Annotated in this window: 25 protein-coding genes and 1 riboswitch; of the genes, 19 read left to right on the forward strand and 6 right to left on the reverse strand. The window is 66.4% G+C overall.

Going from position 1 to position 24,714, the window contains the following annotated elements; all coding sequences use genetic code 11:
• Nucleotides 1-70 precede the first annotated feature (70 nt).
• Complete coding sequence (locus A1D30_RS17155) at nt 71-418, forward strand: hypothetical protein (protein ID WP_063461995.1); 348 nt, start codon at nt 71-73, stop codon at nt 416-418.
• A gap of 42 nt (nt 419-460) precedes the next feature.
• Here A1D30_RS17155 and A1D30_RS17160 read toward each other — a convergent pair whose 3' ends face one another.
• Nucleotides 461-1,420, reverse strand: a complete 960-nt coding sequence (locus A1D30_RS17160) for an arginine deiminase-related protein (protein WP_063461940.1) — start codon at nt 1,418-1,420, stop codon at nt 461-463.
• Between the two features lie 138 nt (nt 1,421-1,558).
• Here A1D30_RS17160 and A1D30_RS17165 point away from each other — a divergent pair, with 138 nt between their 5' ends.
• The 3 genes from A1D30_RS17165 (at nt 1,559) to A1D30_RS17175 (ending at nt 4,649) form a co-directional block, all read left to right on the forward strand.
• Complete coding sequence (locus tag A1D30_RS17165) at nt 1,559-1,990, forward strand: Lrp/AsnC family transcriptional regulator (protein WP_056057905.1); 432 nt, start codon at nt 1,559-1,561, stop codon at nt 1,988-1,990.
• A gap of 127 nt (nt 1,991-2,117) precedes the next feature.
• Nucleotides 2,118-3,080, forward strand: coding sequence for a tripartite tricarboxylate transporter substrate binding protein (locus A1D30_RS17170; protein WP_063461941.1), 963 nt, complete (start codon nt 2,118-2,120; stop codon nt 3,078-3,080).
• A gap of 72 nt (nt 3,081-3,152) precedes the next feature.
• Nucleotides 3,153-4,649 (forward strand): NYN domain-containing protein, encoded by a 1,497-nt coding sequence (locus tag A1D30_RS17175; protein ID WP_063461942.1) that lies wholly within the window; start codon nt 3,153-3,155, stop codon nt 4,647-4,649.
• 3 nt (nt 4,650-4,652) lie between these two features.
• Here the strand turns inward: A1D30_RS17175 and A1D30_RS17180 are convergent, their stop codons facing one another.
• Entirely contained in the window at nt 4,653-5,705 is a 1,053-nt protein-coding gene (locus tag A1D30_RS17180; protein ID WP_063461943.1) for a PfkB family carbohydrate kinase, read from the reverse strand.
• 136 nt (nt 5,706-5,841) lie between these two features.
• Here A1D30_RS17180 and A1D30_RS17185 point away from each other — a divergent pair, with 136 nt between their 5' ends.
• From A1D30_RS17185 to A1D30_RS17205, 5 genes are all read left to right on the forward strand, one after another.
• A complete protein-coding gene (locus A1D30_RS17185; RefSeq protein WP_063461944.1) occupies nt 5,842-6,855 on the forward strand; it encodes a sugar ABC transporter substrate-binding protein in 1,014 nt (337 codons plus the stop codon).
• Nucleotides 6,856-7,019: 164 nt separating this feature from the next.
• Nucleotides 7,020-7,979: an ABC transporter permease gene (locus A1D30_RS17190; protein WP_063461945.1), complete on the forward strand. Its 960-nt coding sequence runs from the start codon at nt 7,020-7,022 to the stop codon at nt 7,977-7,979.
• 2 nt (nt 7,980-7,981) lie between these two features.
• The gene (locus A1D30_RS17195; RefSeq protein ID WP_063461946.1) at nt 7,982-8,788 is read left to right on the forward strand and encodes an ATP-binding cassette domain-containing protein; all 807 of its coding nucleotides are present in this window, start codon (nt 7,982-7,984) and stop codon (nt 8,786-8,788) included.
• 9 nt (nt 8,789-8,797) lie between these two features.
• Nucleotides 8,798-9,250, forward strand: a complete 453-nt coding sequence (locus A1D30_RS17200) for an RbsD/FucU domain-containing protein (protein ID WP_063461947.1) — start codon at nt 8,798-8,800, stop codon at nt 9,248-9,250.
• 13 nt (nt 9,251-9,263) lie between these two features.
• The gene (locus A1D30_RS17205) at nt 9,264-10,505 is read left to right on the forward strand and encodes an ROK family transcriptional regulator (RefSeq protein WP_063461948.1); all 1,242 of its coding nucleotides are present in this window, start codon (nt 9,264-9,266) and stop codon (nt 10,503-10,505) included.
• Nucleotides 10,506-10,638: 133 nt separating this feature from the next.
• Here the strand turns inward: A1D30_RS17205 and A1D30_RS17210 are convergent, their stop codons facing one another.
• The 3 genes from A1D30_RS17210 to A1D30_RS17220 all read right to left on the reverse strand — a co-directional run bounded on the left by A1D30_RS17210 (nt 10,639) and on the right by A1D30_RS17220 (nt 14,143).
• On the reverse strand, nt 10,639-11,448 hold the full coding sequence (locus A1D30_RS17210; protein WP_063461949.1) for an HAD family hydrolase: 810 nt from the start codon (nt 11,446-11,448) through the stop codon (nt 10,639-10,641).
• A gap of 6 nt (nt 11,449-11,454) precedes the next feature.
• Nucleotides 11,455-13,083, reverse strand: a complete 1,629-nt coding sequence (locus A1D30_RS17215) for a peptide chain release factor 3 (RefSeq protein WP_063461950.1) — start codon at nt 13,081-13,083, stop codon at nt 11,455-11,457.
• A gap of 289 nt (nt 13,084-13,372) precedes the next feature.
• On the reverse strand, nt 13,373-14,143 hold the full coding sequence (locus tag A1D30_RS17220) for an SDR family oxidoreductase (RefSeq protein WP_063461951.1): 771 nt from the start codon (nt 14,141-14,143) through the stop codon (nt 13,373-13,375).
• 189 nt (nt 14,144-14,332) lie between these two features.
• Nucleotides 14,333-14,412: riboswitch (S-adenosyl-L-homocysteine riboswitch) on the forward strand.
• Nucleotides 14,413-14,481: 69 nt separating this feature from the next.
• On the opposite strand from A1D30_RS17220, the gene ahcY reads away from it, so the two are divergent.
• The 4 genes from ahcY to A1D30_RS17240 all read left to right on the forward strand — a co-directional run bounded on the left by ahcY (nt 14,482) and on the right by A1D30_RS17240 (nt 18,511).
• Entirely contained in the window at nt 14,482-15,918 is a 1,437-nt protein-coding gene (gene ahcY / locus A1D30_RS17225) for an adenosylhomocysteinase (RefSeq protein WP_063461996.1), read from the forward strand.
• A 174-nt stretch (nt 15,919-16,092) separates the two neighbouring features.
• Nucleotides 16,093-17,091: a TlyA family RNA methyltransferase gene (locus tag A1D30_RS17230; RefSeq protein WP_063461952.1), complete on the forward strand. Its 999-nt coding sequence runs from the start codon at nt 16,093-16,095 to the stop codon at nt 17,089-17,091.
• Complete coding sequence (metF, locus tag A1D30_RS17235; protein ID WP_063461953.1) at nt 17,088-17,939, forward strand: methylenetetrahydrofolate reductase [NAD(P)H]; 852 nt, start codon at nt 17,088-17,090, stop codon at nt 17,937-17,939. The genes A1D30_RS17230 and metF overlap by 4 nt, the downstream gene beginning before the upstream one ends.
• Nucleotides 17,939-18,511 (forward strand): septal ring lytic transglycosylase RlpA family protein, encoded by a 573-nt coding sequence (locus A1D30_RS17240; protein WP_109790976.1) that lies wholly within the window; start codon nt 17,939-17,941, stop codon nt 18,509-18,511. The genes metF and A1D30_RS17240 overlap by 1 nt, the downstream gene beginning before the upstream one ends.
• Nucleotides 18,512-18,570: 59 nt before the next feature.
• Here the strand turns inward: A1D30_RS17240 and rlmJ are convergent, their stop codons facing one another.
• Nucleotides 18,571-19,458 carry a 23S rRNA (adenine(2030)-N(6))-methyltransferase RlmJ gene (rlmJ, locus tag A1D30_RS17245; RefSeq protein WP_063461954.1) on the reverse strand — a complete coding sequence of 296 codons (888 nt, stop codon included), beginning with the start codon at nt 19,456-19,458 and terminating at the stop codon, nt 18,571-18,573.
• Between the two features lie 287 nt (nt 19,459-19,745).
• On the opposite strand from rlmJ, the gene A1D30_RS17250 reads away from it, so the two are divergent.
• The 6 genes from A1D30_RS17250 (at nt 19,746) to erpA (ending at nt 24,612) form a co-directional block, all read left to right on the forward strand.
• On the forward strand, nt 19,746-21,701 hold the full coding sequence (locus tag A1D30_RS17250; RefSeq protein WP_063461955.1) for a serine/threonine-protein kinase: 1,956 nt from the start codon (nt 19,746-19,748) through the stop codon (nt 21,699-21,701).
• A gap of 203 nt (nt 21,702-21,904) precedes the next feature.
• Nucleotides 21,905-22,336 (forward strand): 50S ribosomal protein L13, encoded by a 432-nt coding sequence (rplM, locus tag A1D30_RS17255; protein ID WP_063461956.1) that lies wholly within the window; start codon nt 21,905-21,907, stop codon nt 22,334-22,336.
• A gap of 11 nt (nt 22,337-22,347) precedes the next feature.
• A complete protein-coding gene (gene rpsI, locus A1D30_RS17260) occupies nt 22,348-22,740 on the forward strand; it encodes a 30S ribosomal protein S9 (RefSeq protein ID WP_007856955.1) in 393 nt (130 codons plus the stop codon).
• A 155-nt stretch (nt 22,741-22,895) separates the two neighbouring features.
• The gene (locus tag A1D30_RS17265; RefSeq protein WP_063461957.1) at nt 22,896-23,606 is read left to right on the forward strand and encodes a DUF6776 family protein; all 711 of its coding nucleotides are present in this window, start codon (nt 22,896-22,898) and stop codon (nt 23,604-23,606) included.
• A gap of 181 nt (nt 23,607-23,787) precedes the next feature.
• Nucleotides 23,788-24,186, forward strand: a complete 399-nt coding sequence (locus tag A1D30_RS17270; protein ID WP_063461958.1) for a polymer-forming cytoskeletal protein — start codon at nt 23,788-23,790, stop codon at nt 24,184-24,186.
• A gap of 60 nt (nt 24,187-24,246) precedes the next feature.
• Nucleotides 24,247-24,612, forward strand: coding sequence for an iron-sulfur cluster insertion protein ErpA (gene erpA, locus A1D30_RS17275; RefSeq protein WP_056414289.1), 366 nt, complete (start codon nt 24,247-24,249; stop codon nt 24,610-24,612).
• The last annotated feature ends 102 nt before the right edge of the window (nt 24,613-24,714 follow it).

Consider the following 24,714-nt stretch of genomic DNA (forward strand, 5'->3'; position numbering starts at 1 on the left):
GGCGCGCTGGCCGCACAATGCAGCGGTGCTTGTGCGGCGCAGTGGCCGCGTTGCACTTTGCCCGTCGTCCATGCCAACACCACCTTCTGACCGACCCACCGTGGTCTGGCTGCACCCCGAAGCGCCGCCCAAGCCTGCTGAAGGCGCGCCCTGCAACGGCTGCGGCCTGTGTTGCCTGGCCGAGCCCTGTCCGCTGGGCGTGCTGGTCTCGCGCCGCCGCAAGGGCGCTTGTGTGGCCCTGCGCTGGAGCGATGCGGACCAGCGCTACTGGTGTGGCATGGTGGCCGACCCGGGCGGCGTGACGGGACTCACCCAGCCCTGGGCGGTGCGTGCGATGTCGGCGCTGGCGCGGCGCTGGATTGCATCGGGGATTGGCTGCGATGCGCGGCTGGATGTGGCGCCGCCTTCTGCCAGGTAGATGCGGTTTGCTATTGAATGCATAGCTATAAAGGCATGGCCATCAGGCGGTAACGGCATTTTTTGCTTGAAAAATGTCACGCCGTGCCAGGTGGATACCCGCCAGCATGCAGCGCACCGACCCACCCGCCAGCTCGATGGTGGGCACGGCCAGCGGCAGCAGCTTGGCGCTGCGCTCGATCACGGTCCTTTGGGCGGGCGACAGGCTGGCGGCTGCGCGCGCTGACAGCGCCAGCACCCGGCCTTGTGTGCCCTGCAGCTCCAGCGCATTGCCTGCAAATTCGCTGATCTGCCAGGGGCTCAGCTCCACCAGCTCCCGCCCCGTTTCGCGCAGCCGTGCGCGCACGGCGTGGCGCCGCGCGGGGTCGGTGATCAGGTCGAAGCCGCCCAGTGCAAAGTCGGTGCCCACGCACAGCATCACGTTGGTGTGGTAGCAGGGCCGCCCTTCGGCATCGGCCGTGACAAAGGCCATGGGCTCGTAGTTGAAGTGGGTGCAAAACCGCTCCAGCGCCATGGGGTCGGCGCGGTTGGATTGCGCGGTGTAGGCAATGCGGTGGATGTGGTCGAGCACCATCGCGCCCGTGCCTTCGAGGAACATGCCATCGGCCTCCAGGCCGGAGTAGTCGATCACGTCCTGCACGCGGTACTCGGCCTTGAGCAACTCGATGACATCGCTGCGCCGCTCTCGCCGCCGGCTCCTGGCGTACATGGGGTAGATCGCCACATGCCCACCCGCGTGGGTGGAGAACCAGTTGTTGGGGAACACCGCATCGGGCGTGTGGCGTTCGCCCCGGTCGTCAAACAGGTGCACGCGCACCCCGGTGGCCTGAAGCGCCGCAGCGGCGGCGGTGACTTCGGCAAAGGCGTGGCGTGCGGTGTCTTCGGCGGTCAGGCCGGTGGTGTGCGCCTGAAAGCTGTTGTCTCCGGCGGTTTCAGGGTTGGGGTGAAAGTGGTGGGGGCGCACCATCACGACGGCGCTGGGGGCTTGGATGGAAGAGGGCATGGTGGAGCCGTTTGTTGCGAGCAAGGGGCGCTGGAAGCGAAGAAGGCCCAATTTTCTGAACAGTCAGAGCTATTCAATAGCGTCAGGATTGTCCAAAATGCGCTGAAATTTGCCGATATGCCAAGTTCAAGGCCCACTATGACCAAGCTCGACGACACCGACCGCGAAATCATCAGCATCCTGCGTGCCGACGCCCGCACCCCCGTGGCAACGTTGGCGCAAAAGCTGCGGGTGTCGCGCGGCACGGTGCAAAACCGCCTGCACAAGATGGAGGAGAGCGGTGTCATCACCGGCTACACCGTGCGCCTGCGGCCTGACTCCGAGCCCCAGCGCATCCGCGCCTGGATGAGCATTGCGGTGGAGGGCAACGCCGCCCCCGCCGTGATCCGCGCGCTGCGCGGCGAGCCCACGGTGGGCACGCTGCACACCACCAACGGCCGCTGGGACATCGTGGCCGAGGTGCGCGCCGAGAGCCTGGAGGCGTTTGACGCGGCACTGGGCCGCATCCGGCTCACGCCCGGCATTGGCAACACCGAGACCAGCATCCTGCTCTCGACCTACAAAGCGTGAGCCGTATCCCCTGTGGCGCTGCGCGCTGGCGCCTTGGCGACATCGGCTAGGGGGTTTCCGCATACCCTCGTCGCGCGGCCTGCAGTCCAATAGCGGGGTCCTTGTTTTTGCTTTTCAGGAGCCCGCCATGCAACGTCGCCAGATCATCCAATGGGGAGCCGCCAGCCTGGCCGCCCCCGCATTCCTGGCTCAGGCCCAGAGCTTTCCCAACAAGCCCATCAAGCTGATCATCGCCTTCCCGGCCGGTGGCCCCACCGACATCACCATGCGTGCGCTGGCCGACAACGCGAGCAAGATCTTGGGCCAGCCCGTGATCGTCGAAAACAAGCCCGGCGCGGGCGGCACTTTGCCTGCGCAGGCGCTGCAAACCGTGCCTGCCGACGGCTACACCGTGGCGCAGATCCCGCTGGGCGTGTTCCGCCTGCCCTACACCACCAAGATCAACTGGGACCCGGTGAAGGACATCAGCTACGTGCTCAACGTCACCGGCTATGCGTTTGGCCTGGTGGTGCCCGCCGACTCGCCGCTCAAGACCTGGACCCACTTCGTGGCGTGGGCCAAGGCCAACCCGGGCAAGCTCAGTTATGGCTCCACCGGCACCATGACAAGCCCGCACCTGACGATGGAGCTGATTGCCCAGCAGCTGGGCCTGGAACTGCTGCATGTGCCCTACAAGGGCAGCGCCGACCTGATGCAGTCCATCCTGGGCGGCCAGATCATGGCCGCGGCCGACTCCACCGGTTTTGCCCCGCAGGTCGAGGCGGGCAAGCTGCGCGTGCTCAACACCTGGGGCGCCGAGCGTCTGACCAAGTTCCCCGATGCGCCCACGCTCAAGGAGCTGGGCCTGAACCTGGTGCAGAACTCGCCGTTTGGCATTGGCGCCCCCAAAGGCACGCCCGACGCGGTGGTCAAGCGCCTGCACGATGCGTTCAAACAGGCCATGGAGCAGGACAGCTACAAGACCGCACTGGCTCGCTACGACATGGTGCCGATGTACATGAGCACGGCGGCGTACAAGAAGTTTGCGCAGGACACCTTCACGCGCGAGAAGGCGCTGGTCGAAAAGCTGGGGCTTGCCAAGCCGGTGTGAAGCCGACCCTGGGGAGGGGTATTGCCCGTTCCGTGTGATGATCCGCAGCATTGAACGGAACTCACACACGATATGGCATCCCCCTCCGACAGCATCAGCATGGCCCTGTTTTGCGACTTTGAAAATGTCGCCCTGGGCGTGCGCGATGCGCAGTATGAAAAGTTCGACATCAAGCCCATCCTGGAGCGCCTGCTGCTCAAGGGCTCCATCGTGGTCAAGAAGGCCTATTGCGACTGGGAGCGCTACAAGGGCTTCAAGGCCACGATGCATGAGGCGAATTTCGAGCTGATCGAAATCCCGCATGTGCGCCAGTCCGGCAAAAATTCGGCCGACATCCGCCTGGTGGTGGACGCGCTGGACCTCTGCTACACCAAGTCGCATGTCAACACCTTCGTCATCATCAGCGGCGACTCGGACTTTTCGCCACTCGTCTCCAAGCTGCGCGAGAACAACAAGCAGGTGATCGGCGTGGGCGTGAAGCAGTCCACGTCCGACCTGCTGATCGCCAACTGCGACGAGTTCATCTTCTATGACGACCTGGTGCGCGAAAACCAGCGCGCCCAGGCCCGCCGCCAGAGCCCGGGCAGCAACCCGGCACCCGCGCCCCGCCGCAGCCCCGAAGAAGAACGCAGCCGCAAGGAGAGCCAGGACGCGCGCCGCACCCAGGGCGTGGAGCTGGCCGCCGAAACGTTTGAAGCCCTGCTGCTGGAGCGGGGCGACACCGGCAAGATCTGGGCCTCGGTGCTCAAGGAGGCCATCAAGCGCCGCAAGCCCGATTTCAGCGAAGGTCGTTATGGCTTCCGTACCTTTGGCAATTTGCTGGAAGAAGCGCAGGCACGCGGGCTGCTGGAGTTTGGGCGCGATGAAAAGTCGGGCGCATATGTGTACCGTAGCCATGGTGGGCCGACCGCAGTAGCAGCGCCCGCGCGGCCTGAAGGAGCAGGTGAGCGCCCCAGTGAGCGCACCAGCCAGGGCGGGGCCACGCGGCATGACTTCCATGCGGTGGCAACGGCGCCTGATCTGCGTTCAGACAACGGTGAAGGGCCGGGCCCATCGAGCCGCAACAGAGGGCGTCGCGGTGAGGGCTCGGACCGTGCAGATCGTGCAGAAACGCGCCCTGCGCAGCGCAACGAACACTTTGAGGCCGAGGAGGCCGATGCTCCCGTTGAGCGCCCGGCCAGCCGCTACTTCAGTCAGCCCGTGGCCCCAGAGCCGGTGATCGACACCACACCGCAACAAGAGCTGCGCGCCGACGTGGAAGAGGGGGAGAACACGCTGGAAAGCGGTGCATCCACTGAGGCCGACAGCCCCGAAGCCTCCACCCCTCGCCGCAGCCGCGCGCGCAGTGGAGATGGCGCAAAGGCAGGCGCCAGCCCCCGCAAGGCCGCCGCGCCCCGTGCGCGCGGTGCGCGTGCTGGCGGGGATGCAGGCGACGCGGCAAATGCCGAGTCCCCCGCCGCCGCGCCCGAGGCCTCTGCCGCAGAGGCAGAAGGCGCCGCACCTGCCAAGGCGCCGGTCGCTCGCCCCCGCAGCCGGGCCCGCAAACCGGCAGCCAAACCGGCTGAATAAGCGCTAGCGGGTGGTGGCCGCGCGCCGCAGCGACAGCCTTTCGCGCACTTCTTCGTAGCGAGGCGGCGTGCAGCCCGCCCGCTCCACGCAGTGGCTGGCACTGGCCAGCGCGTGGTGCAGCACGGCGCGCAGCCGGGCTTCGGTGACGGGCGCCGTCAGGCCTCCCGCGCGCAGTGCCAGTGCATCTTCGCCACGCTCGGGCCCCGCCAGCCAGGCGGTGATCAACCCCGCCAGAAAGCAATCGCCTGCCCCCACCGTGTCCACCACTGTGATCGGTGCTTCTTCGCGCGCATGCACGGCGAGCCCATCACGCTGCAGCAGCCAGGCGCCGTTCGGCCCCAGGGTCAGGGCCAGCCATTGCGCCTGGGTCTGCTGCTGCAGGAAGTGGGCGCGCTCCAGCGCGTTGGCGCCTGGAATGGCCAGCGCCTCCAGGTCATCGTCGCTCACCTTGATGAGGTGGGCGTGCTGCAGGGCGGCCATCACATTGGCGCGGTAGGCGTCGGCGTCGTCCACGGCCGACAGGCGCAGGTTGGCGTCCACCACCACCATGCGGCCCGCTGCGCGCTGCGCTGCCAGCCACGGCAGGTAGAGGGCGGCGTCCTGCGCCACCAGCGCCAGGCAGCCTGTGGCCACCACCTGCAGCTCGGGCAGCGCGGAGCATGCGGCCGTCAGCGCGGCGGCCGTCACCTGGCGGTCGGCCACGCCGTCGCGGTAGAAGCTGTAGCTGGCCTTGCCCTCGGCATCCAGTGCGGCCAGCGCCAGCGCGCTGGGTGCACGCACCGGCGTGGGGGCGGCCAAGGCCACGCCCGCATCGTGCAAGCCGCGCGCCAGTTGCCGCCCCAGCAGGTCGCCCGACAGCGGGTTGAGGTACAGCGTGCCCACCCCTTGCAAACCCAGCGCTCGCGTGAGGTTGTACACCGCGCCGCCCGCGCAGGGCTGGAGGCGGCCATCGGGCTCTTCGATCAGGTCAAACAGGGCCTCGCCCGCCGTGGCCACCCGCAGCGGCGGTGCGGTGTTGGCGGGGATGGAGTCGGCGGTTTGGATAGGGAAAACCATAAGTAAATCCACTTGATTTATTAACTTGTCGGCCACTATAGTTCGATCCCATCCACCCGACAAGAGTGGTTCACCTGCCAGCCGCGCAGCGCGGGGCCGACAGGAATCTGCCATCCCAACACCTGGAGACAACGCCATGCAACGCACCCCCGCTTTCGCGCTTTCTGCCCTTGCCCTCACCGGCGCCCTGGCCTGTGGCCTGGCCCAGGCACAAACGTCCGAGCCCGTCATCGGCCTCATCACCAAGACCGAGACCAACCCCTTCTTCGTGAAGATGAAAGAGGGCGCCACGGCCGAGGCCAAGAAGCTGGGCGCCAAGCTGGTGTCGGCTGCAGGCAAGACCGACGGCGACAACGCGGGCCAGGTCACGGCCATGGAGAACCTGATCGCCGCAGGCGCCAAGACCATCCTCATCACCCCCAGCGACGCCAAGGCCATCGTGCCCGCCATCAAGAAGGCGCAGGCCAAGGGCGTGATGGTGATTGCGCTCGACAGCCCCACCGAGCCCATGGATGCGACGGACGCCCTGTTTGCCACCGACAACTACAAGGCAGGCGAGCTGATCGGCCAGTACGCCAAGGCCGCCGCTGCGGGCAAGAAGCCCGTGATTGCCACGCTGGACCTGTTCCCTGGCCACCCGGTGGGTGCTCAGCGGCACAACGGCTTTCTGAAGGGCTTTGGCCTGCAGGCCAACGATGCCAAGAGCAATGAGCTCTCGCGCCCCGCCGAAGTGGTCTGCATGGCCGACAGCTTTGGCGACCGCGCCAAGGGCCAGACCGGCATGGAAAACTGCCTGCAGAAGAACCCCGACATCAACATCGTCTACACCATCAACGAGCCCGCTGCCGCCGGTGCCTACAACGCGCTCAAGGCTGCAGGCAAGGAGAAGAACGTGCTCATCGTGTCGGTGGACGGCGGCTGCGCAGGCATTGCCGATGTGGGCAAGGGCGTGATCGCCGCCACCAGCCAGCAGTACCCGCTGCGCATGGCCGCGATGGGCGTGGCGGCGGGCGTGGAATACGCCAAGACCGGCAAGAAGGTCAGCGGCTACACCGACACCGGCGTGACGCTGATTGCTGCCAAGCCCATGGCGGGCGTGGACAGCAAGGATGTGAAGACCGGCACCGACCTGTGCTGGGGCGCCAAGTAGGAGCCGCTCTCAAAGCTCTTCTGGCGTCGTTGCTGCGTCTTGTCGTACTACCGTACTGCCTGCGACGCAGCGCCTAGTCAGAACCGCTTCGCTGAGTTTTGCGAGCAGCTCTGAAAAAACGCCTTCTCTCTGAGAGTCACCTCATCCACCCGCACGGAGCCGCCATGTCCTCGACCGCTTCCAAACTACCGCCGCTGGCCACGCTGGGGCCGTTCATCGCGCTGATCCTGGCGTGCGCCTTTTTTGCCACGCAGAGCGAACGTTTCCTGTCGGCGCAGAACTTCGCGCTCATCCTGCAACAGGTCATGGTGGTGGCGGTGATCGCCATTGGCCAGACGCTGGTCATCCTCACCGCGGGCATTGATCTGTCGTGTGGCATGGTCATGGCGCTGGGCGGCATCGTGATGACCAAGATGGCGGCGGACTACGGCCTCTCGGCCCCCGTGGCGATTGCCTGCGGCATGGCCGTGACCATGCTGTTCGGCCTGATCAACGGACTGCTTGTCACCAAGATCAAGCTGCCGCCCTTCATCGTGACGCTGGGTACGCTCAACATCGCGTTTGCGGCCACGCAGCTGTACTCGGGCGCGCAGACCATCACCGACATCCCCGCTGGCATGACCGCACTGGGCAACACCTTCCAGTTGGGCCAGACCGCCATCGTGTGGGGCGCAGTGCTCATGCTGGCCCTGTACCTCGTCACGTGGTTTGCGCTGCGCGAGACTGCGCCGGGCCGCCACGTGTACGCCGTGGGCAACAGCCCCGAAGCCACGCGCCTCACCGGCATTGCCACCGACAAGGTGCTGCTGGGCGTGTATGTGCTGGCCGGCCTGTTCTACGGCATTGCGTCGCTGCTGTCGGTGGCCCGCACCGGCGCGGGCGACCCGAACGCGGGGCAGACGGAGAATCTCGACGCCATCAGCGCTGTGGTGCTGGGCGGCACCAGCCTGTTTGGCGGGCGCGGCGTCATTCTGGGCACGTTGGTGGGGGCGCTGATTGTGGGCGTGTTCCGCAACGGGCTCACGCTCATGGGCGTGTCGTCGGTGTACCAGATCCTCGTCACCGGCATCCTCGTGATCCTGGCCGTGGCCACCGACCAACTCTCGCGCAAAGGAGTGCGTTGACCATGACCACTTCCACCCAGACTACGAACGTTCCGCTGGTCATGCAGGCCAAGGGTCTGGTCAAGCGCTACGGCCAAGTCACCGCACTCGATGGCGCCGACTTTGAGCTGCGCGCGGGCGAAATCCTGGCCGTGATCGGTGACAACGGTGCGGGCAAATCCAGCCTCATCAAGGCGCTGTCCGGCGCCACCGTGCCGGACGAAGGCGAGATCCTGCTCGACGGCCAGCGCATCCAGTTCAAGAGCCCCATCGAGGCGCGCCGTGCGGGCATCGAAACCGTGTACCAGGACCTGGCCGTGGCCCCCGCGATGACCATTGCCGAGAACCTGTTCCTGGGCCGCGAGCTGCGTCGCCCGGGCCTCTTGGGCACTGCACTGCGCATGCTCGACAAAAAGAAAATGCTCGAAGAAAGCGTGGCCCGCATGGCCGAGCTGAAGGTGGGCATCCGCTCCATGACGCAGGCGGTGGAGACCCTGTCGGGCGGCCAGCGCCAGTGCGTGGCCGTGGCGCGTGCAGCAGCGTTTGCGCGCCACGTGGTCATCATGGACGAGCCCACTGCCGCCCTGGGTGTGAAGGAGGGCAACATGGTGCTGGAGCTCATCCGCCGCGTGCGCGACAAGGGCCTGCCCGTGATCCTCATCAGCCACAACATGCCCCATGTGTTCGAGATTGCCGACCGCATCCACATCGCCCGCCTGGGCAAACGCGCTGCGGTGGTCAACCCGAAAAAAATCAGCATGAGCGACACCGTGGCGGTGATGACGGGGGCCATGGCCGCGTCCGATCTGCCCGCCGAATGCCTTGCCTGAAACGCCCCCATGCTGAAGAACATTGATCCCCTGCTGACCCCCGACCTGCTCAAGGTGCTGGCCGAGATGGGCCACGACGACGCCATCGTGCTGGCCGACGCCAACTTCACCGCCATGAGCCTGGGCGCGGGCAAGCCCGTGCTGCGCCTGCCCGGCATTGGCATGGCGCGCGCCGTGCAAGCGGTGGCCAGCGTGCTGCCCCTGGCGCAGGATGTGCCGCACCCCGTGGCCTACATGCAGGTGGGTGGCACCGAGGTGCCGTACCGCTCAGCCCTGCAGCGCGAAACCATGGACGTGCTGGCGCGCGAGGGCGTGGCCAGCGCGCAGGCCGAAGGCGTGGAGCGTTTTGCGTTCTACGAGCGCGTCAAAAAGGCCTATGCGATCGTCGTCACTGGCGAGCGCCAGCCCTGGGGCAACTTCCTGCTGCGCAAGGGCGTCATCGGCGACACTCTGAACGCCTGACCGTTTCTTCACCATGCTGGACACCGACGCATCTCCATCCGCCGTTGACAACACTGCCGCCAGCCCCGCGCTGCTGCGCCAGCGCGGCTCCAACCACGTGGGGCTGCGCCAGTTCAACGAGCGCGTGGTACTGCAGGCGCTGCGTACCCACGGCAGTCTGGCCAAGGCCGAGATGGCGCGGGTCACGGGACTCACGGCGCAGACCATTGGCCTCATCACCGCGCGGCTGGACGAAGACCAGCTGCTGCGCCGCGAAGCCCCCGTGCGCGGCCGCGTGGGCCAGCCTTCGGTGCCCATTGGCCTCAACCCCGACGGCGCGTTTGCCATCGGCATCAAGATCGGCCGCCGCAGTGCCGACTGGCTGCTGGTGGATTTCACCGGCCATGTGCGCGAGCGCATCGTGCTCGACTACGCCTTCCCCGACATCGATGTGCTGCTGCCCGCCATCCGCACGCACCTCAACCAGCTGCTCGACGGCCTGGGCCCGCTGCGCTCGCGCGTGGTGGGCGTGGGCGTGGCCGCGCCGTTCCAGCTCGGCGGCTGGCACCGCATGCTGGGGCTGACCGAGGCGCAGTCCGAAGCCTGGAACAACATCGACCTGGCCGAGCAGGTGCAGCAGATGACCGAGCTGCCCGTGAGTTTTGCCAAGGACACCTCCGCGGCCTGCGTGGCCGAGCTGCTGCAGGGGCGCGGGCGCGACATCCCCAGCTTTTTGTACCTGTTCATGGACACCTTTGTGGGCGGCGGGCTGGTCATCAACTCGCACCTGCACCGGGGCCTGCATGGCAATGCGGGCGCCGTCGCCTCGCTGCCACTGTCGCCCGCCCAACCGGGGCAGGCGCCTGCACAGCTCATCAGCCAGGCATCCCTGTGGGAGCTGGAGCAGCGCTTTCGCGAACACGGCCTCGACCCCATGGCCGCCTACGACAAACGCGTGCTGCAGGCCCCGTGGCTGGAACACAGCCGGGGCTGGATTGCGCGCGCGGCAGCAGGCCTGGCGCACTGCATCGTCTCGGCCACCGCATTTTTGGATCTGGACGCCGTGGTGGTCGATGGCGCCGCAGCCCCCGAGCTGCTGCAGGCCCTGTGCGAAGGCGCCCGCCACGCGCTGGCCGACTACAACTGGGAAGGCCTGCACCAGCCGCCCCGGCTGGAACTGGGCACCATGGGCTCAGACGCCCGGGCGCTGGGGGGGGCGTTGCTGCCGCTGCATGCGTGTTTTGCGCCGGATACGGACATCTTCCTCAAGGCCTAGTGGCGACCGCGCGGCAGTGAAGGATTGGTTGCTATTAAATATATAGCTGCCAAGGCATATCCATCGCGCGGAAAGGCCTGGTTTTGTTCAAAATTCTTCGGTGAAACCGAGCGGAAAAAGCCCGCCTGCCACCTTACCGGCCCGCGAGGACCGCCCGCGCCACTTCCGCAAACCCCGCGCCCCGCTCGCCTTGGGTCACATAACGCGGCAGGTGCTTGAGCTGCGGCACAAACCGCGCGATGTTGGCCACGCCCACGCTGTGGGTGAAGTGGTGGAACATCGCCTGGTCGTTCCCCGAGTCGCCCACAAACACCCAGCGGTCCAGCTCCTGCGCCAGGTCGCGGCCCCACAGCTCGCGCACGATCCAGTTCGCGCCCTGCCATTTGTTGAAGTCGCCAAAACAACCGTGGATGTGGATGCTGCTCACCGTGGTCTGCATGCCTTCGCGCTGCAGCAGGGCCAGCACCTGCTGCACGGTGTCGGGTGTGTGCTGGTCGAACTCCGCGTAGTCAAACGCCAGGTCGGTCTCGCGCCCGGCGCTGTCGCGGCTCAGGGCCACGCCGGGGACTTCGTCCGCCACCAGGGCTGCGATTTCGCGCATGCGCGCCTGGTTGGCGCTGCGTATGGCGGCGTCTTGCTGGTAGCGTTTGAGCAGCGTTTGTCGCGAGTCGGCGCCCCGGGCAAATGCCACGGCCCCGTTCTCCGCCACCATGGCATCCACCGGCCAGGTCGAACCCGCAGGCCCTGCCATGAAAGGTTCACACCAGCCAATCGGCCGCCCGGTGATGGGGATGACCACCAGCCCCGCAGCCTTCAGGTCGGCCAGCGCCTGCAGTGCGTCGGGCGTGATGGCGCCTTCGGTGGTGAGGGTGTCGTCGATGTCGGTGAAGACGCCAACTACTTCACGGCGGGCCGCTGGCGGCCAGAAGTCCAAGGGCAACATGCGGGCTCAACCCGCCTTCTGCAGCGCCAACCCCGCATGCTCCCGCAGCGGATGGAAGTGGATCTTCGGAAACCGCTCCTGCGCCAAACGCACGTCATACGGCGACGTGCACAGATACGCCAGCGTGTCCGCCGCATCGTGCGCCAGGCGCAGCGGGTAGGCGTCGGTGAACGCGCGCAGGTCGGCCGCGTTGTCCGCAGTGATCCAGCGCGCGCCGGTGTACTGGCAGCCTTCCAGGCGGACATCGGCGTCGTATTCGGCCTTCAGGCGGTGCTGCACCACTTCGAACTGCAGCTGGCCTACGGCGCCCAGCAGCATGTTGCCGCCCGCATCGGGCTTGAAGACCTGAATCGCGCCTTCCTCGCCCAGCTGGGCCAGGCCCTGTTGCAGCTGTTTGGTGCGCAGGGGGTTCTTGAGCACCACGGTCATGAACATCTCGGGCGCGAAGAACGGCAGGCCGGTGAACTGCAGGTTGGCGCCGTCGGTGATGGTGTCGCCCAGCTGCACGCCGCCGTGGGTGGTAAAGCCGATGATGTCGCCCGCGTAGGCTTCTTCCACTGCCTCGCGGCGCTGGCTCATGAAGGTCACGACCGAGGTGGGGCGCAGCTCCTTGGCGGTGCGCTGCACCTTGAGCTTCATGCCCGGCGTGTACTTGCCCGAGGCCACGCGCACGAAGGCGATGCGGTCGCGGTGGTTGGCGTCCATGTTGGCCTGCACCTTGAACACGACGCCCGAGAAGCCTTCGTCCTCGGGCTGGATGGTCTTGACGACGGGTTGCCGGTTTACTTCGAGCGTGCTCACGCGGGGGCCGGGGGGCGGGGCCATGTCCACCAGGGCGTCCAGCACTTCCATCACACCGAAGTTGTTCACGCCGGAGCCGAAGAACACCGGGGTGAGTTTGCCGGCCAGGAAGGCTTCATGGTCCCACGCGGGCGATGCGCCCACGGCCAGTTCCATGCTTTCCAGCGCGGCGTCGAACTCCGCGCCAAAGCGCGCGCGCAGTGTGGTTTCGTCGGACAGGGGGATGGCCTCGAAGTCCTGCGGGCGGCGTTCGCTGCCGGACTCGAACACCGTCATGGTTTGGGTGCGCAGGTTGATGATGCCGCCGAAGGCCTTGCCCTGGCCCACGGGCCAGGTCATGGGGCAGCAGGGCATGCCCAGCTCGCGCTCGACCTCGTCCATGATGTCCAGCGGGTCGCGCACTTCGCGGTCCATCTTGTTGACGAAGGTGATGATGGGCGTGTCGCGCTGGCGGCAGACCTCGATCAGGCGGCGGGTTTGTGCTTCCACACCGTTGGCCGCGTCGATCACCATCAGGGCCGAGTCCACGGCGGTGAGCACGCGGTAGGTGTCTTCCGAGAAGTCCTTGTGGCCGGGCGTGTCGAGCAGGTTCACGACGTGGTCGCGGTACGCCATCTGCATGACCGAAGAGGCCACCGAGATGCCGCGCTGCTTTTCGATCTCCATCCAGTCGGATGTGGCGTGGCGGCTGGCCTTGCGGCCCTTGACGGCGCCAGCGATCTGGATCGCGCCCGAGAACAGCAGCAGCTTTTCCGTCAGCGTCGTTTTACCGGCGTCGGGGTGGGAAATGATGGCAAAGGTGCGGCGGCGCCGGGTTTCGGGGGCGTAGGACACGGGGGGGATTCCAAGAGGGCTAGGGCCCGCTGCGGCAAGGGCTGCGGCAGTGGGCGCGACAGGCGCGGTGCGCCGAATCGCGGGATTTTACCGGGCGGGCGCTCTGGATTCCCCGGGGCAGGCATCAGCTATTCATTGCGCTGCACGCCACCCACAGCGCTTGAAACTGGCGCGCACAAGGCCAGCGCACCCGTGGAGCTGGCTTTGCCAGGCCACCGGATGCGTCCCCCTCCCGCCCCGCACAGCGGGGCGAGAGAGGGGGAAGGCGCACAGCGCCTCAGGGGGTGTTTCACTTCGCCTGCGTGTGGCGGGCATACATCTTCTGCATGCCACCGATCCAGCGTTCGTAGTCCTGCCCCTTGTTGCGGAAGTACTGCGCCACCTCGGGGTGGGGCAGCACTAGAAAGCGCCCGTCCAACATGGCGGCCAGCACGTCGCTCGCCACCTGCTCAGGCGGCAGGATGCCGTCGTGCGAGGCCGATCCGCCGTCGCCCGTGACCATGGCCGTCTGCACCGACTGTGGGCACAGGCAGGCCACGCCCACGCCCTTGCGGCCATAGGCGATGCGCAGCCACTCGGCAAAGGCCACGGCCGCGTGTTTGGTGACGGCGTAGGGAGCGGATTCGACGATGGTCAAGAGCCCGGCGGCCGAGGCGGTGACCAGGAAAAAGCCTTCGCCGCGCTCCACCATCTCGGGCACCACGGCGCGAGCCGCCCACACATGGGCCATGCCGTGGATGTTCCACATGGCGTCCCACAGCGGGTCTTCCAGCTCGATGCCACCCGGGCGGCCCAGGATGCCCGCGTTGGAGATATAGGCGTCCACGCGGCCATAGCGCTCGCGCGTGGTGGCTACCAGGGCCTGGATATCGGCCTCTTTCGACACATCGCAGCGCACGGCCAGGCCGCCGAATTCTGCCGCCACGGCCTGGGCGGGTTCCAGGTGCAGGTCGGCCACGACGACGGCGCGCGCGCCCTCCTGCGCAAAACGCCGCGCGATGCTGCGGCCGATGCCGCTGGCGCCGCCGGTGACGATGATGACCTTGTCCTTGGGGTCCATGCTGTGCTCCTCGATGGGTCTTTTGAAAGAGCACCAGTGTCAGGGGCTCCGCTGCCCCCGGCAGCCGCACAGGTGACATGGGCGGTTGGCATGCCGCCGACGTAAGCGGGCGAGGACTGGCAATGGCCGGGCGGCCCCACCCGCAGCCCGGGGATGTTTCCCCGCCGGGCACTTGCTTTTATAATCCGCCGATCCGAGGAGCGTTGCAGCGTCCCCAGCACAGGCGGGGCGTGAGGCTCGGAGTCACCCAGCAACGACGCTCATCCACTTCTCGTGTGGTGAGCCTTGTCACTCCCCCCGACCAGTGGTTTTTCAAACATGCTTTGGAGCACACCACCATGAACGCACGCGTCAACGCCCCGGTCAACACCGACTGCATCATTGCCGACATCGGCCTGGCCGATTGGGGCCGCAAAGAAATCCGCATCGCCGAAACCGAGATGCCCGGCCTGATGGCCATCCGCGAGGAATTCGCGGCCAAGCAGTCGCTCAAGGGTGCCCGCATCACCGGCAGCCTGCACATGACGATCCAGACCGCCGTGCTGATCGAGACGCTGCAAGCCCTGGGCGCCGATGTGCGCTGGGCCTCGTGCAACATCTTCTCCACGCAGGACCACGCCGCCGCCGCCATCGCCGCCACCGGCACGCCCGTGTTTGCCATCAAGGGCGAGACCCTGGCCGAGTACTGGGACTACACCCACCGCATTTTTGACTTTGGCCCAAAGGGCACTGCAGGCGAAGGCCCCAACCTGATCCTGGACGACGGCGGCGATGCCACGCTGCTGATGCACCTGGGCAAGAAGGCCGAGAAGGATGCGTCCGTGCTGGCCAACCCGGGCAGCGAAGAAGAGCGCATTCTGTTTGCCGCCATCAAGGCCAAGCTGGCCGAAGACGGCACCTGGTACAGCCGCAAGAGCGCCGAGATCATCGGCGTGACCGAAGAGACCACCACCGGCGTGCACCGCCTCAAGGAAATGTCGGCCAAGGGCACGCTGATGTTCCGCGCCATCAACGTGAACGACTCGGTGACCAAGAGCAAGTTCGACAACCTGTATGGCTGCCGCGAGTCGCTGGTGGACGGCATCAAGCGCGCCACCGACGTGATGATCGCCGGCAAGGTGGCCGTGGTGGCGGGCTACGGCGACGTGGGCAAGGGCAGCGCCCAGGCCCTGCGCGCCCTGAGCGCTCAGGTGTGGGTGACCGAGATCGACCCCATCAACGCGCTGCAGGCCGCGATGGAAGGCTTCAAGGTCGTGACCATGGAATGGGCGGCCGACAAGGCCGACATCTTCGTGACCACCACCGGCAACCGCGACGTGATCACCTATGAGCACATGGCAGCGATGAAGGACCAGGCCATCGTCTGCAACATTGGCCACTTCGACAATGAGATCCAGGTCGCCAAGCTCGAAGAAAACTGCCAGTGGGACGAGATCAAGCCCCAGGTGGACCACGTGATCTTCCCCGATGGCAAGCGCATCATCCTGCTGGCCAAGGGCCGCCTGGTGAACCTGGGCTGCGGCACGGGCCACCCCAGCTTTGTGATGTCGAACTCGTTCGCCAACCAGACCATCGCCCAGATCGAGCTGTTCACGCACAGCGACTACTACGAAAACGGCAAGGTCTACGTGCTGCCCAAGCACCTCGACGAAAAGGTGGCGCGCCTGCACCTGAAGAAGGTGGGCGCCATGCTGACCGAGCTGAGCGACGACCAGGCCGCCTACATCGGCGTGCCCAAGCAAGGCCCTTACAAGCCAGACACGTACCGCTATTGATTGGATGTGCTGAGGGGGCTGCGCCCCCTTCCCCCGTGGCGTGACGCTGCGCGGGGCCGGGCAGCGGCGCTTGCACGCCGGGTGCTGATCGCCTAATTGCTATATTAATGATAGCTATCAGGGCATGATGGTCGCGCGGTAGCGGCTGTTTTTACTCATAAAAGGACGGGCGCCATGCGCGCAGATGTGTTTTTGGTGGAGCGGGGGCATGCCGCCACCCGCTCGCAGGCCCAGCGCCTGATTGCGTCGGGTGTCGAATGGCGCCTGTCGCCGCTCGCGCCCTGGCAGAAGGTGGCCAAGAATGGCGACGACATCCCGGCCATTGCCGAGGTGCAGTTGCTCGACGGCGCCGAGGCCAGGTACATCTCGCGCGGCGGGCTCAAGCTCGAAGGTGCGCTCGATGCCCTGGGCCTGAAGGTAGAAGGCTTGCGCTGCCTGGACGTGGGGCAGAGCACCGGCGGCTTCACCGACTGCCTGCTGCAGCGCGGCGCAGCGCAGGTGGTTGGCGTGGACGTGGGCCATGACCAGCTGCACGAGCGGCTGCGCAGCGACCCGCGGGTGGTGTATGTGGAGGGCGTGAACGCCCGCTCGCTGACCGCCGAGGCTTTGCTGCAGGCTTGCGAGCTGGCGCTCTCGGAAGTCATCGAGCTGGAAGAAGACAACGAGACCCAGCCCGAGGCCCCCTACAGCTGGATGCGCAACGGCGGCCAGGTGGACGAGGACTACGACGACAGCGACGATGCCAAGGAAAAGGACATCGAAGCCTTCAAGTCCGAACGCGCCGAACTGGCCAAGGCCCGTGCGCAGGGCACGCTGCCGGTGGAGCGCCGCCGCCGCGCCGACCGTGCCGACGTGGACATCACGCCCGAATTTGGCCTGGTGACGGGCGACCTGTCGTTCATCTCGCTCACGCTGGTGTTGCCCGCGCTGGTGCCACTGCTGGCACCGCAGGGCGACCTGGTCATGCTGGTCAAGCCGCAGTTCGAGCTGCAGCCGGGCCAGGTGGGCAAGGGCGGTATCGTGCGCGACGAGGCTCTGTATGCCGTGGTCGAACAACGCATCCGCGACTGCTGCGCCACCGTGGGCCTGGCCGTGCTGGCGTGGCTGGACAGCCCCATCCAGGGCGGCGACGGCAACCGTGAATTTTTTATCCATGCAAGGAGGGCTGCATGAATGCTGCCAATGCACAGGGCACCGGTTTCCCTGTGAGTTTTGAGTTCTTCCCGCCCAAGACGCCCGAAGGCGCCGAAAAGCTGCGCGTAGCCCGCCAGCAGTTGTATGTGCTGCACCCGGACTTTTGCTCGGTGACCTATGGCGCCGGGGGCTCCACACAAGAAGGCACCTTTGGCACCGTGCGCGAGATCCTGGCCGAGGGCGTGGGCGCGGCCTCGCACTTCTCCTGCATTGGCGCCACGCGCCAGTCGGTGCGCGAGCAGCTGGCCACGCTCAAGGCCATGGGTGTCAAGCGCCTGGTGGCGCTGCGCGGCGACCTGCCCAGCGGCTATGGCGCGGGCGGCGAGTTCCAGTACGCGAGCGACCTGGTGGCCTTCATCCGCGCGGAGACGGGGCGCGACTTCCACATCGAGGTGGCGGCCTACCCCGAGGTGCACCCCCAGGCGCGCTCACCCGAGGCGGACCTCAAGGCCTATGTGGCCAAGGTGCAGGCCGGGGCGGATTCGGCCATCACCCAGTATTTCTACAACAGCGACGCGTACTTTCGCTTCATGGAAGACACGCAGCGCCTGGGCGCCAATGTGCCGGTGGTGCCGGGCATCATGCCCATTGGCAGCTCCACACAGCTCATGCGTTTCTCGGACGCGTGTGGCGCCGAGATCCCGCGCTGGATCCGCCTGCGCCTGCAGGGGTTTGGGGACGACACAGCCAGCATCAAGGCCTTTGGCCTGGATGTGGTGACCGACCTGTGCGACCAGCTGCGCAGCGCGGGCGTGCCCGCCTTGCACTTCTACACCATGAACCAAAGCGCCGCGACGCTGGAGATCTGTCGCCGCCTGGGGATCTGATGGGTTGGGGTGGCCTGCCGCTGCCCGCCTGCCGTGGTGCCCTGCAGGGGCTTGTCAGGCATGCGGTGTGTGTGGGGTTGCTGTGGGCCCTGGTGGCGGCCCCCGCGCTGGCCCAAGGGCTGTCGGCAGAGGCCGATGCGCTGGCCCCCCACCTCCTGACGGTGCCGGGCGAGGCCATGCTGATCGACCCCCCGCCACCACCGCCGCTCCCGCCCCCGGGCGTGGATGCTTCGTCTCTGGGGCTGGCCACGGCCGACGAGGTGGGGCTGGCCTCGTGGTACGGGGCGCAGTTCCACCGGCGGCGCACGGCCAGCGGGGAGCGTTTTGACATGCGGGCGCTCACGGCGGCGCACCCCACGCTGCCGTTTGGCTCGCGGGTCTGCGTGCGCAGCCAGGCCACGGGGCGCACGGTGGTGGTGCGCATCAACGACCGGGGCCCCCATGTCCGCAACCGGGTGATCGACCTCAGCCGTGGCGCGGCCGAGGCCCTGGGCATGATCGGCCTGGGGCTCAAGCCGGTGGAGCTGTTTGCGCTGGACGACGACGAAAAGGATTGCCCGGCTGCGCCTTGACGAGGGCGTTATGGCCCGCGTTGTCACGGCCCATGGCTGGAGCCGCGGGGTAGGGCGCTTCAGCCGCCGGATTCGAGCGTGTGCGTGGCGTGTTTGTCCTGCGCCAGCAGCTCGGCCATCTGCGGCAGCGCGGTCTTCAGGGCCGCCTTGAGCGTGTAGGGCGGGTTGATCAGGAACATGCCGCTGGCGGGCAGGCCGGGGCGCTTGACTTCACCCGCAGCCGTTTCGACGAGCTTGCTGTTTTTCACCGTGAGTGTGGCGTGCAGCCAGCTTTTGCCCGCCTTGGTGGCCAGTGTCTTGAGGCGGCGGGGCAGGTCGTGTGCCTCAGGGCGCGGGATGATCGGATACCAGAACGCGTAGGTGCCGGTGGCAAAACGCTTGAGCGAGTCGGCTGCCATGTCGAGCACCTTGGCATAGTCGCTCTTGATTTCATAGCTTGGATCGCACAGCACAAGCGCGCGGCGGGCCGGTGGGGGCAAAAATTTCTTGATGCCTTCGAACCCGTCTTCGTGCAGCACGGCCACCTGGCGGCCTGCCTCCAGCTGGGCGACATTGCCTGCGAGGGAGCGCAGGTCGGTCGGGTGCAGCTCGAACAGCTTGAGCTTGTCCTGGCTGCGCAGCAGGCGCTGGGTGATGAAGGGCGAACCGGGGTAGACACGCAGGGTATTGCCCTGGTTGAACGCGTTCACCATGTCCACATAGGCCTGCAGGGCCGGGGTGAGGGGGGGTGCGGTGGGGGCAAAAAGGCGGACGATGCCGTCGGCGGCTTCGCCGCTGGTGCTGGCGTAGTCCCCGTCCAGCCGGTACAGGCCGGCGCCTGCATGGGTGTCCAGCACGGTCAGTGCCGCGTCTTTTTCGGTGAGGTGTTGCAAGGCGGCAATCAAAACCGTGTGCTTGAGCACATCGGCATGGTTGCCCGCGTGGAAGGCGTGGCGATAACTGAACATGGCCCAATGGTAACGAGTGCGCCCCCCGGCGGGCCTTTTTTGTGGTGCCACCCGCCAGGGCGGGGTGCCGTGGGGTCTGCTTGGGTGTATCTTTCCGGGCCACGGCACAATCCGAACGGCCGGATGGCCACGAGCGTGATGTTTTTGGCAGACAGGTCGGCATTTGTTAGCCATTTGTTTCGAAATCGCCCGCTGCCATGCCGCATGATCGCGCCTGCGGCGGTGCTGGCGCTCCGTCGCGCTCTTGAACCGCCTTCGACACCGCAAGCACGCCACGTCCTTTGACCATGACCGAAAGCCTCCGCCAAGCCCCTGCCACGGGAGTCAGCCATGTCGATGCGCTGCCCCCCGGCACCCGGCTGGCCGAATTCGAGATCCTGGCGCTCCTCGGGGTGGGCGGGTTTGGCATGGTCTACAAGGCGTTCGACCATTCCCTGCACCGGGCGGTGGCGATCAAGGAATACATGCCCTCGGCCCTGGCCGGGCGCTCCGAAGGGCAGTCGCTGTGGGTGCGGTCCTCGTCCGACCAGCAGACCTTCCACACCGGCCTGGCCTCGTTTGTGGGCGAAGCCCGACTGCTGGCCCAGTTTGACCATCCGTCGCTGGTCAAGGTGTTCCGGTTCTGGGAGGCCAACAACACCGCCTATATGGTGATGCCGCTCTACAGTGGCATGACCTTCAAGCAGGCACGCGCCCAGATGCGCACGCCCCCGCCCGAGGTCTGGCTGCGCAAGCTGCTGTGGTCGGTGCTGGACGCCCTGCGGGTGCTGCACGACGGGAACACGTTGCACCGCGACATTTCGCCCGACAACATCTTCCTGCAGGACAACGGCCCGCCGGTGCTGCTGGACCTGGGCGCGGCCCGGCACGCGATCAACGACCAGGACCGCAAGCACACGGCCGTGCTCAAGGTGAACTACGCACCGATCGAGCAGTATTCCGACGGCGACGAGGAGCTGCGCCAGGGCCCGTGGAGCGACCTCTATTCGCTGGCGGCCGTGATGCACGGCTGTCTGGCCAACGACACCCCGCTGCCCTCCACGCTGCGCTCGATCCGCGACCGCATGGTGTCGTTCCCGCGCATCGCCAAGACCGTCAAGCGGCAGTTTGGCGTGGAGTATTCGGCGCCTTTTGTGGCCGCGATTGCGCAAGCCCTGGCACTGCGGCCCGAAGACCGGCCGCAGAGCATCGACGCTTTTCTCCAGGCCATGGAGATGACTTCGCCGCCGGACGATGTCCAGCATTTTGATTTCCGCGCCGAGCTGGGCGATATCTGGGTCGAGCCCGCCGACCAACCCGGCCCCGGCTTGCTCACGCCCACGGTGGACGTGACCTCGGCACCGCGCATCGTGGCCGAGATGCAGGCCCAGGCGAAGCGTGCCGAGGCCTCCGATGCGGCGGCTCCCGTGGTGGTGGACAGCGGCGTGGGCCGGCCCGCGACGGACCCGGGCGCCGACACGGTCATGCTGGGAGGCCCCGACACCGTGTTTGCCGACCCGGGGGACACGGTGTTCATCGACGCAGGCGACACCGTGGCGGCCGATGATTCGCGCCATGACGGCGCAGCCCACCACCGTCGGCATGGGGGCGAGCCGCGTGCCCTGCCGCTGGAGCGGGACACGGTGCGCGCTGCGGGCAAAACTGCCAGACCCACCAAGCGGCGCTCGCCCCTGGTTGCGGGGCTGGTGGTGGCTGTGCTGGTGGTGGTGGCCTCTGCTGCCGGCCTGCGGTGGATGCAGGGCAACAAGGCGCCCCAAGACGACATCATTACCGAGATGGCCGAGCCGCCTGCACCGCCTGTGGCACCAGCTTCGGCAGAGGTCGTTCTTACAGAAACCGCTGCTGCTGCGATGGAAGGGGCGTCCAGTCCCGCCGGGCTGGCGGCAGCAGGTGCGGCTGCGGCAGCCTCTGCTGCATCCCCGGCCTCCGCAGCGGCATCGGCGCCCCGGGTGGCGCCCCGCACAGCCAAGCGTGGTGCGCCGGAGCCTGTGCCGACGCCCATCGTGGTGCGCGAAGAGCCCGAGCCGCCACCCCCGCCCGTGGTGGCCGAACCCAAACCCAAGCCACCGCCACCGCGTGTTCCATCGCCCCAGGAGGCCTGTGCCGACGCCAATTTCCTGTCGCGCCCCATGTGCATCCACCAGGAGTGCCAGAAGCCGTCGCAGGCCGGGCAGCCCATCTGCGTGGAAAACCGCCGCCGCTACGAAGCCGAGGAGCAGCGCCGCCGCCAGACGCCCAATTGACTGGGTTCGGCGGGTTTTTGGCGGGTGTCTGGGGCGATCTGGACTTGTCGCTTGCGCCCTTAAGGCACAAATTCGTATAATCGAGGGCTTCGCAGCGCTTTTGTGGTCCCGCGGCGAAGATCAAGCGCCACCTAAGAGGCTTCCGAAAGAGAAGCACCGACCGTGGAAAAGGACCCGCCAAACCCTCTTTCAAGAGAAAACTCATGACTACTACTTTCAGCGCAAAGCCCGCTGAGGTCGTGCACGAGTGGTTTGTGATTGACGCGACCGACAAGGTCCTCGGACGAGTAGCCAGCGAAGTTGCTCTCCGTTTGCGCGGCAAACACAAGGCCATTTACACGCCTCACGTCGATACCGGTGACTTCATCGTCATCATCAACGCAGCCCAGCTCAAGGTCACCGGCACCAAGTCCCTGGACAAGGTGTACTACCGCCACTCGGGTTACCCCGGCGGTATCACGGCCACGAACTTCCGCGACCTGCAAGCCAAGCACCCCGGCCGCGCGCTGGAAAAGGCTGTCAAGGGCATGCTGCCCAAGGGCCCCCTTGGTTACGCAATGATCAAGAAACTCAAGGTGTATGGCGGTGCAGAGCATCCCCACACCGCCCAGCAGCCCAAGGCTCTGGAAATCTAAGGAGCCTTGAGATGATTGGTGAATGGAACAATGGCACCGGCCGTCGCAAGTCCAGCGTCGCCCGCGTGTTTCTGAAAAAAGGCACTGGCAAGATCACGGTGAACGGCAAGGACATCCAGTCCTACTTCGGCCGCGAAACCTCGATCATGATTGCCAAGCAACCCCTGGCGTTGACCAACCATGTCGAAACCTTCGACATCCAGATCAACGTGCACGGTGGCGGTGAATCCGGCCAGGCTGGCGCTGCCCGCCACGGTATCACCCGTGCCCTGATCGACTACGACGCAACGCTGAAGCCCGCACTGAGCCAAGCCGGCTTCGTGACCCGCGACGCACGTGAAGTCGAGCGTAAGAAGGTCGGTCTGCACTCCGCACGCCGCGCCAAGCAGTTCTCCAAGCGTTAAACCTTGGCCCTGCCCGGATGCCGCCCTGTGCGGCATCTGCTGCAAAGCATCCCTGGGGTGCTTTACAGAGAAAAACCGCCTTCGGGCGGTTTTTTCGTTTATGGTGCGCTCTTTTCTTTTTGGGGCTGTATGACCAAGACACGCCTGTTGACCCTATGCGCTTTCGCCTGCTGCGCCGTCGGCTGACCATCAGCGCCCCCCGGGTGGCCATCCGCAGTGCCTTGCCCTGGCCCTTTCGCTGGCTGGCACTGGCGGTGGTGCTGGGCTTTTGTGCGGCGGTGGCGCTGTGGGCGTTCGAGTTTGGCAAATCCATCGCCGGGCTGGACACCGTTTCGCGCGACGAGGTGCACCAGATGAAGGCCGAAATCACGCGCTTGCGCGATGAGGGCCAGGAGCGGCAAACGGTGGCGCTGACCGCCGAGAGCCTGCTGGCCACCGAGCGCGCCGCCAAGGAGAGCCTGATGGCCCAGGTGCGCCAGCTGGAGGCTGACAACCGGACGCTGCGCGAAGACCTGGGGTTCTTCGAAAAGCTGATCCCGGCGGCCAAGACCGATGGCCTGGCGATCCGCGCCCTGCAGGCCGAAGTGCTGGGTGGGATGCAGCTGCGCTGGCAGGTGCTGGTCATCCAGGCGGCCCGCAATGCGCCCGAGTTCAATGGCCGTCTGGAGCTGGTGCTGGCGGGCACCCAGGATGGCAAACCCTGGACCCAGACCCTGCCGCCCCAGGGGCAGCCCCTGCAGGTCAAGCAGTACCGCCGCATGGAGGGGGTCCTCGATCTGCCGCCCCATGCCGTGGTAAAAACCGTGACCGCGCGCGTGCTGGACGGCGCCACCGTCCGCACCACGCAGACCATGGCCATCGAGTAAGAAGAGGCAAAAGGGGGCTGCCCCACAGGTAGCCCCGTGACCCCGTCGCAGCCGGTGGGGCCCGCCCCGGGGGTGCCAGTGGCCCTGTGCCTTGTGCATGGGTCGGTACCAGTGGCGTCGGTTTTCTCATTCATCCGCATGTGGGTCGTCCGGCCCGCGTGCTTATTCAGGAGTCCTGCCCATGTTTTCGCGTAAGAAGCAGCCCCCCATCAAGAGCCTGGTCGCGCAGGGCACCAAAATCGAAGGCAATGTGCTGTTTGCCGAGGGCATGCGCATCGATGGTGAAGTGGTGGGCGATATCCGTGCGGGGGCAGAGCAGCCCAGCATCCTGGTGATTTCGGAGACCGCGCGGGTGGAGGGTGCCGTGCATGCCGACCACGTGATCATCAATGGCCAGGTGCTGGGCCCCGTGCATGCGGGTGAATTGCTGGAGCTGCAGCCCAAGGCGCAGATCACCGGCAACGTGCACTACAAGGCGCTGGAGATGCACCAGGGCGCCGTGATTGCCGGGCAGTTGTTCCCGACCGCCGTGCTGGTTGAGGAAAAGCCCCCACTGAAGTTGGCGTCAAACAATCCGTGATCTGAATTCCCGAGCGGTTTGCAGTAGTATTAACCCCAAATACCGAACCCGGAGTACCCCATGAGCGCCGTTGCCGACAACATCCAGACCGAAATGCCCGCCCCCATCCTCTTCACCGACAGTGCTGCGGCCAAGGTGGCGGACCTGATTGCCGAGGAAGGCAATCCTGACCTGAAGCTGCGCGTGTTTGTGCAGGGTGGTGGCTGCTCCGGCTTCCAGTACGGCTTCACCTTCGACGAAATCACCAACGAAGACGACACCACCATGACCAAGAATGGCGTGTCGCTGCTCATCGACGCGATGAGCTACCAGTACCTGGTGGGCGCTGAGATCGACTACAAGGAAGACCTGCAGGGCGCCCAGTTTGTGATTAAGAACCCCAACGCCACCACCACCTGCGGGTGTGGCTCCAGCTTCTCGGCCTGATAGCCTGACAGGCCTTGGGGCGGGCCGGGAGGCCGGTGCCCCGGATGCCCCAAAGACAAAAACCGCCTTCGGGCGGTTTTTTCATGGGTGGAGGGATTCCGC

It is taken from the genome of Acidovorax sp. GW101-3H11, from assembly GCF_001633105.1.
Classification (GTDB): Bacteria; Pseudomonadota; Gammaproteobacteria; order Burkholderiales; family Burkholderiaceae_C; genus Acidovorax.

What these genes read in the sequence shown, in the direction of transcription:
- A1D30_RS17155 (WP_063461995.1), top strand. Translation starts at nt 71, where the DNA reads ATGCCAACACCACCTTCTGACCGACCCACCGTGGTCTGGCTGCACCCC.
- A1D30_RS17160 (WP_063461940.1), bottom strand. Translation starts at nt 1,420, where the DNA reads ATGCCCTCTTCCATCCAAGCCCCCAGCGCCGTCGTGATGGTGCGCCCC.
- A1D30_RS17165 (WP_056057905.1), top strand. Translation starts at nt 1,559, where the DNA reads ATGACCAAGCTCGACGACACCGACCGCGAAATCATCAGCATCCTGCGT.
- A1D30_RS17170 (WP_063461941.1), top strand. Translation starts at nt 2,118, where the DNA reads ATGCAACGTCGCCAGATCATCCAATGGGGAGCCGCCAGCCTGGCCGCC.
- A1D30_RS17175 (WP_063461942.1), top strand. Translation starts at nt 3,153, where the DNA reads ATGGCATCCCCCTCCGACAGCATCAGCATGGCCCTGTTTTGCGACTTT.
- A1D30_RS17180 (WP_063461943.1), bottom strand. Translation starts at nt 5,705, where the DNA reads ATGGTTTTCCCTATCCAAACCGCCGACTCCATCCCCGCCAACACCGCA.
- A1D30_RS17185 (WP_063461944.1), top strand. Translation starts at nt 5,842, where the DNA reads ATGCAACGCACCCCCGCTTTCGCGCTTTCTGCCCTTGCCCTCACCGGC.
- A1D30_RS17190 (WP_063461945.1), top strand. Translation starts at nt 7,020, where the DNA reads ATGTCCTCGACCGCTTCCAAACTACCGCCGCTGGCCACGCTGGGGCCG.
- A1D30_RS17195 (WP_063461946.1), top strand. Translation starts at nt 7,982, where the DNA reads ATGACCACTTCCACCCAGACTACGAACGTTCCGCTGGTCATGCAGGCC.
- A1D30_RS17200 (WP_063461947.1), top strand. Translation starts at nt 8,798, where the DNA reads ATGCTGAAGAACATTGATCCCCTGCTGACCCCCGACCTGCTCAAGGTG.
- A1D30_RS17205 (WP_063461948.1), top strand. Translation starts at nt 9,264, where the DNA reads ATGCTGGACACCGACGCATCTCCATCCGCCGTTGACAACACTGCCGCC.
- A1D30_RS17210 (WP_063461949.1), bottom strand. Translation starts at nt 11,448, where the DNA reads ATGTTGCCCTTGGACTTCTGGCCGCCAGCGGCCCGCCGTGAAGTAGTT.
- A1D30_RS17220 (WP_063461951.1), bottom strand. Translation starts at nt 14,143, where the DNA reads ATGGACCCCAAGGACAAGGTCATCATCGTCACCGGCGGCGCCAGCGGC.
- ahcY (WP_063461996.1), top strand. Translation starts at nt 14,482, where the DNA reads ATGAACGCACGCGTCAACGCCCCGGTCAACACCGACTGCATCATTGCC.
- A1D30_RS17230 (WP_063461952.1), top strand. Translation starts at nt 16,093, where the DNA reads ATGCGCGCAGATGTGTTTTTGGTGGAGCGGGGGCATGCCGCCACCCGC.
- metF (WP_063461953.1), top strand. Translation starts at nt 17,088, where the DNA reads ATGAATGCTGCCAATGCACAGGGCACCGGTTTCCCTGTGAGTTTTGAG.
- A1D30_RS17240 (WP_109790976.1), top strand. Translation starts at nt 17,939, where the DNA reads ATGGGTTGGGGTGGCCTGCCGCTGCCCGCCTGCCGTGGTGCCCTGCAG.
- rlmJ (WP_063461954.1), bottom strand. Translation starts at nt 19,458, where the DNA reads ATGTTCAGTTATCGCCACGCCTTCCACGCGGGCAACCATGCCGATGTG.
- A1D30_RS17250 (WP_063461955.1), top strand. Translation starts at nt 19,746, where the DNA reads ATGACCGAAAGCCTCCGCCAAGCCCCTGCCACGGGAGTCAGCCATGTC.
- rplM (WP_063461956.1), top strand. Translation starts at nt 21,905, where the DNA reads ATGACTACTACTTTCAGCGCAAAGCCCGCTGAGGTCGTGCACGAGTGG.
- rpsI (WP_007856955.1), top strand. Translation starts at nt 22,348, where the DNA reads ATGATTGGTGAATGGAACAATGGCACCGGCCGTCGCAAGTCCAGCGTC.
- A1D30_RS17265 (WP_063461957.1), top strand. Translation starts at nt 22,896, where the DNA reads ATGCGCTTTCGCCTGCTGCGCCGTCGGCTGACCATCAGCGCCCCCCGG.
- A1D30_RS17270 (WP_063461958.1), top strand. Translation starts at nt 23,788, where the DNA reads ATGTTTTCGCGTAAGAAGCAGCCCCCCATCAAGAGCCTGGTCGCGCAG.
- erpA (WP_056414289.1), top strand. Translation starts at nt 24,247, where the DNA reads ATGAGCGCCGTTGCCGACAACATCCAGACCGAAATGCCCGCCCCCATC.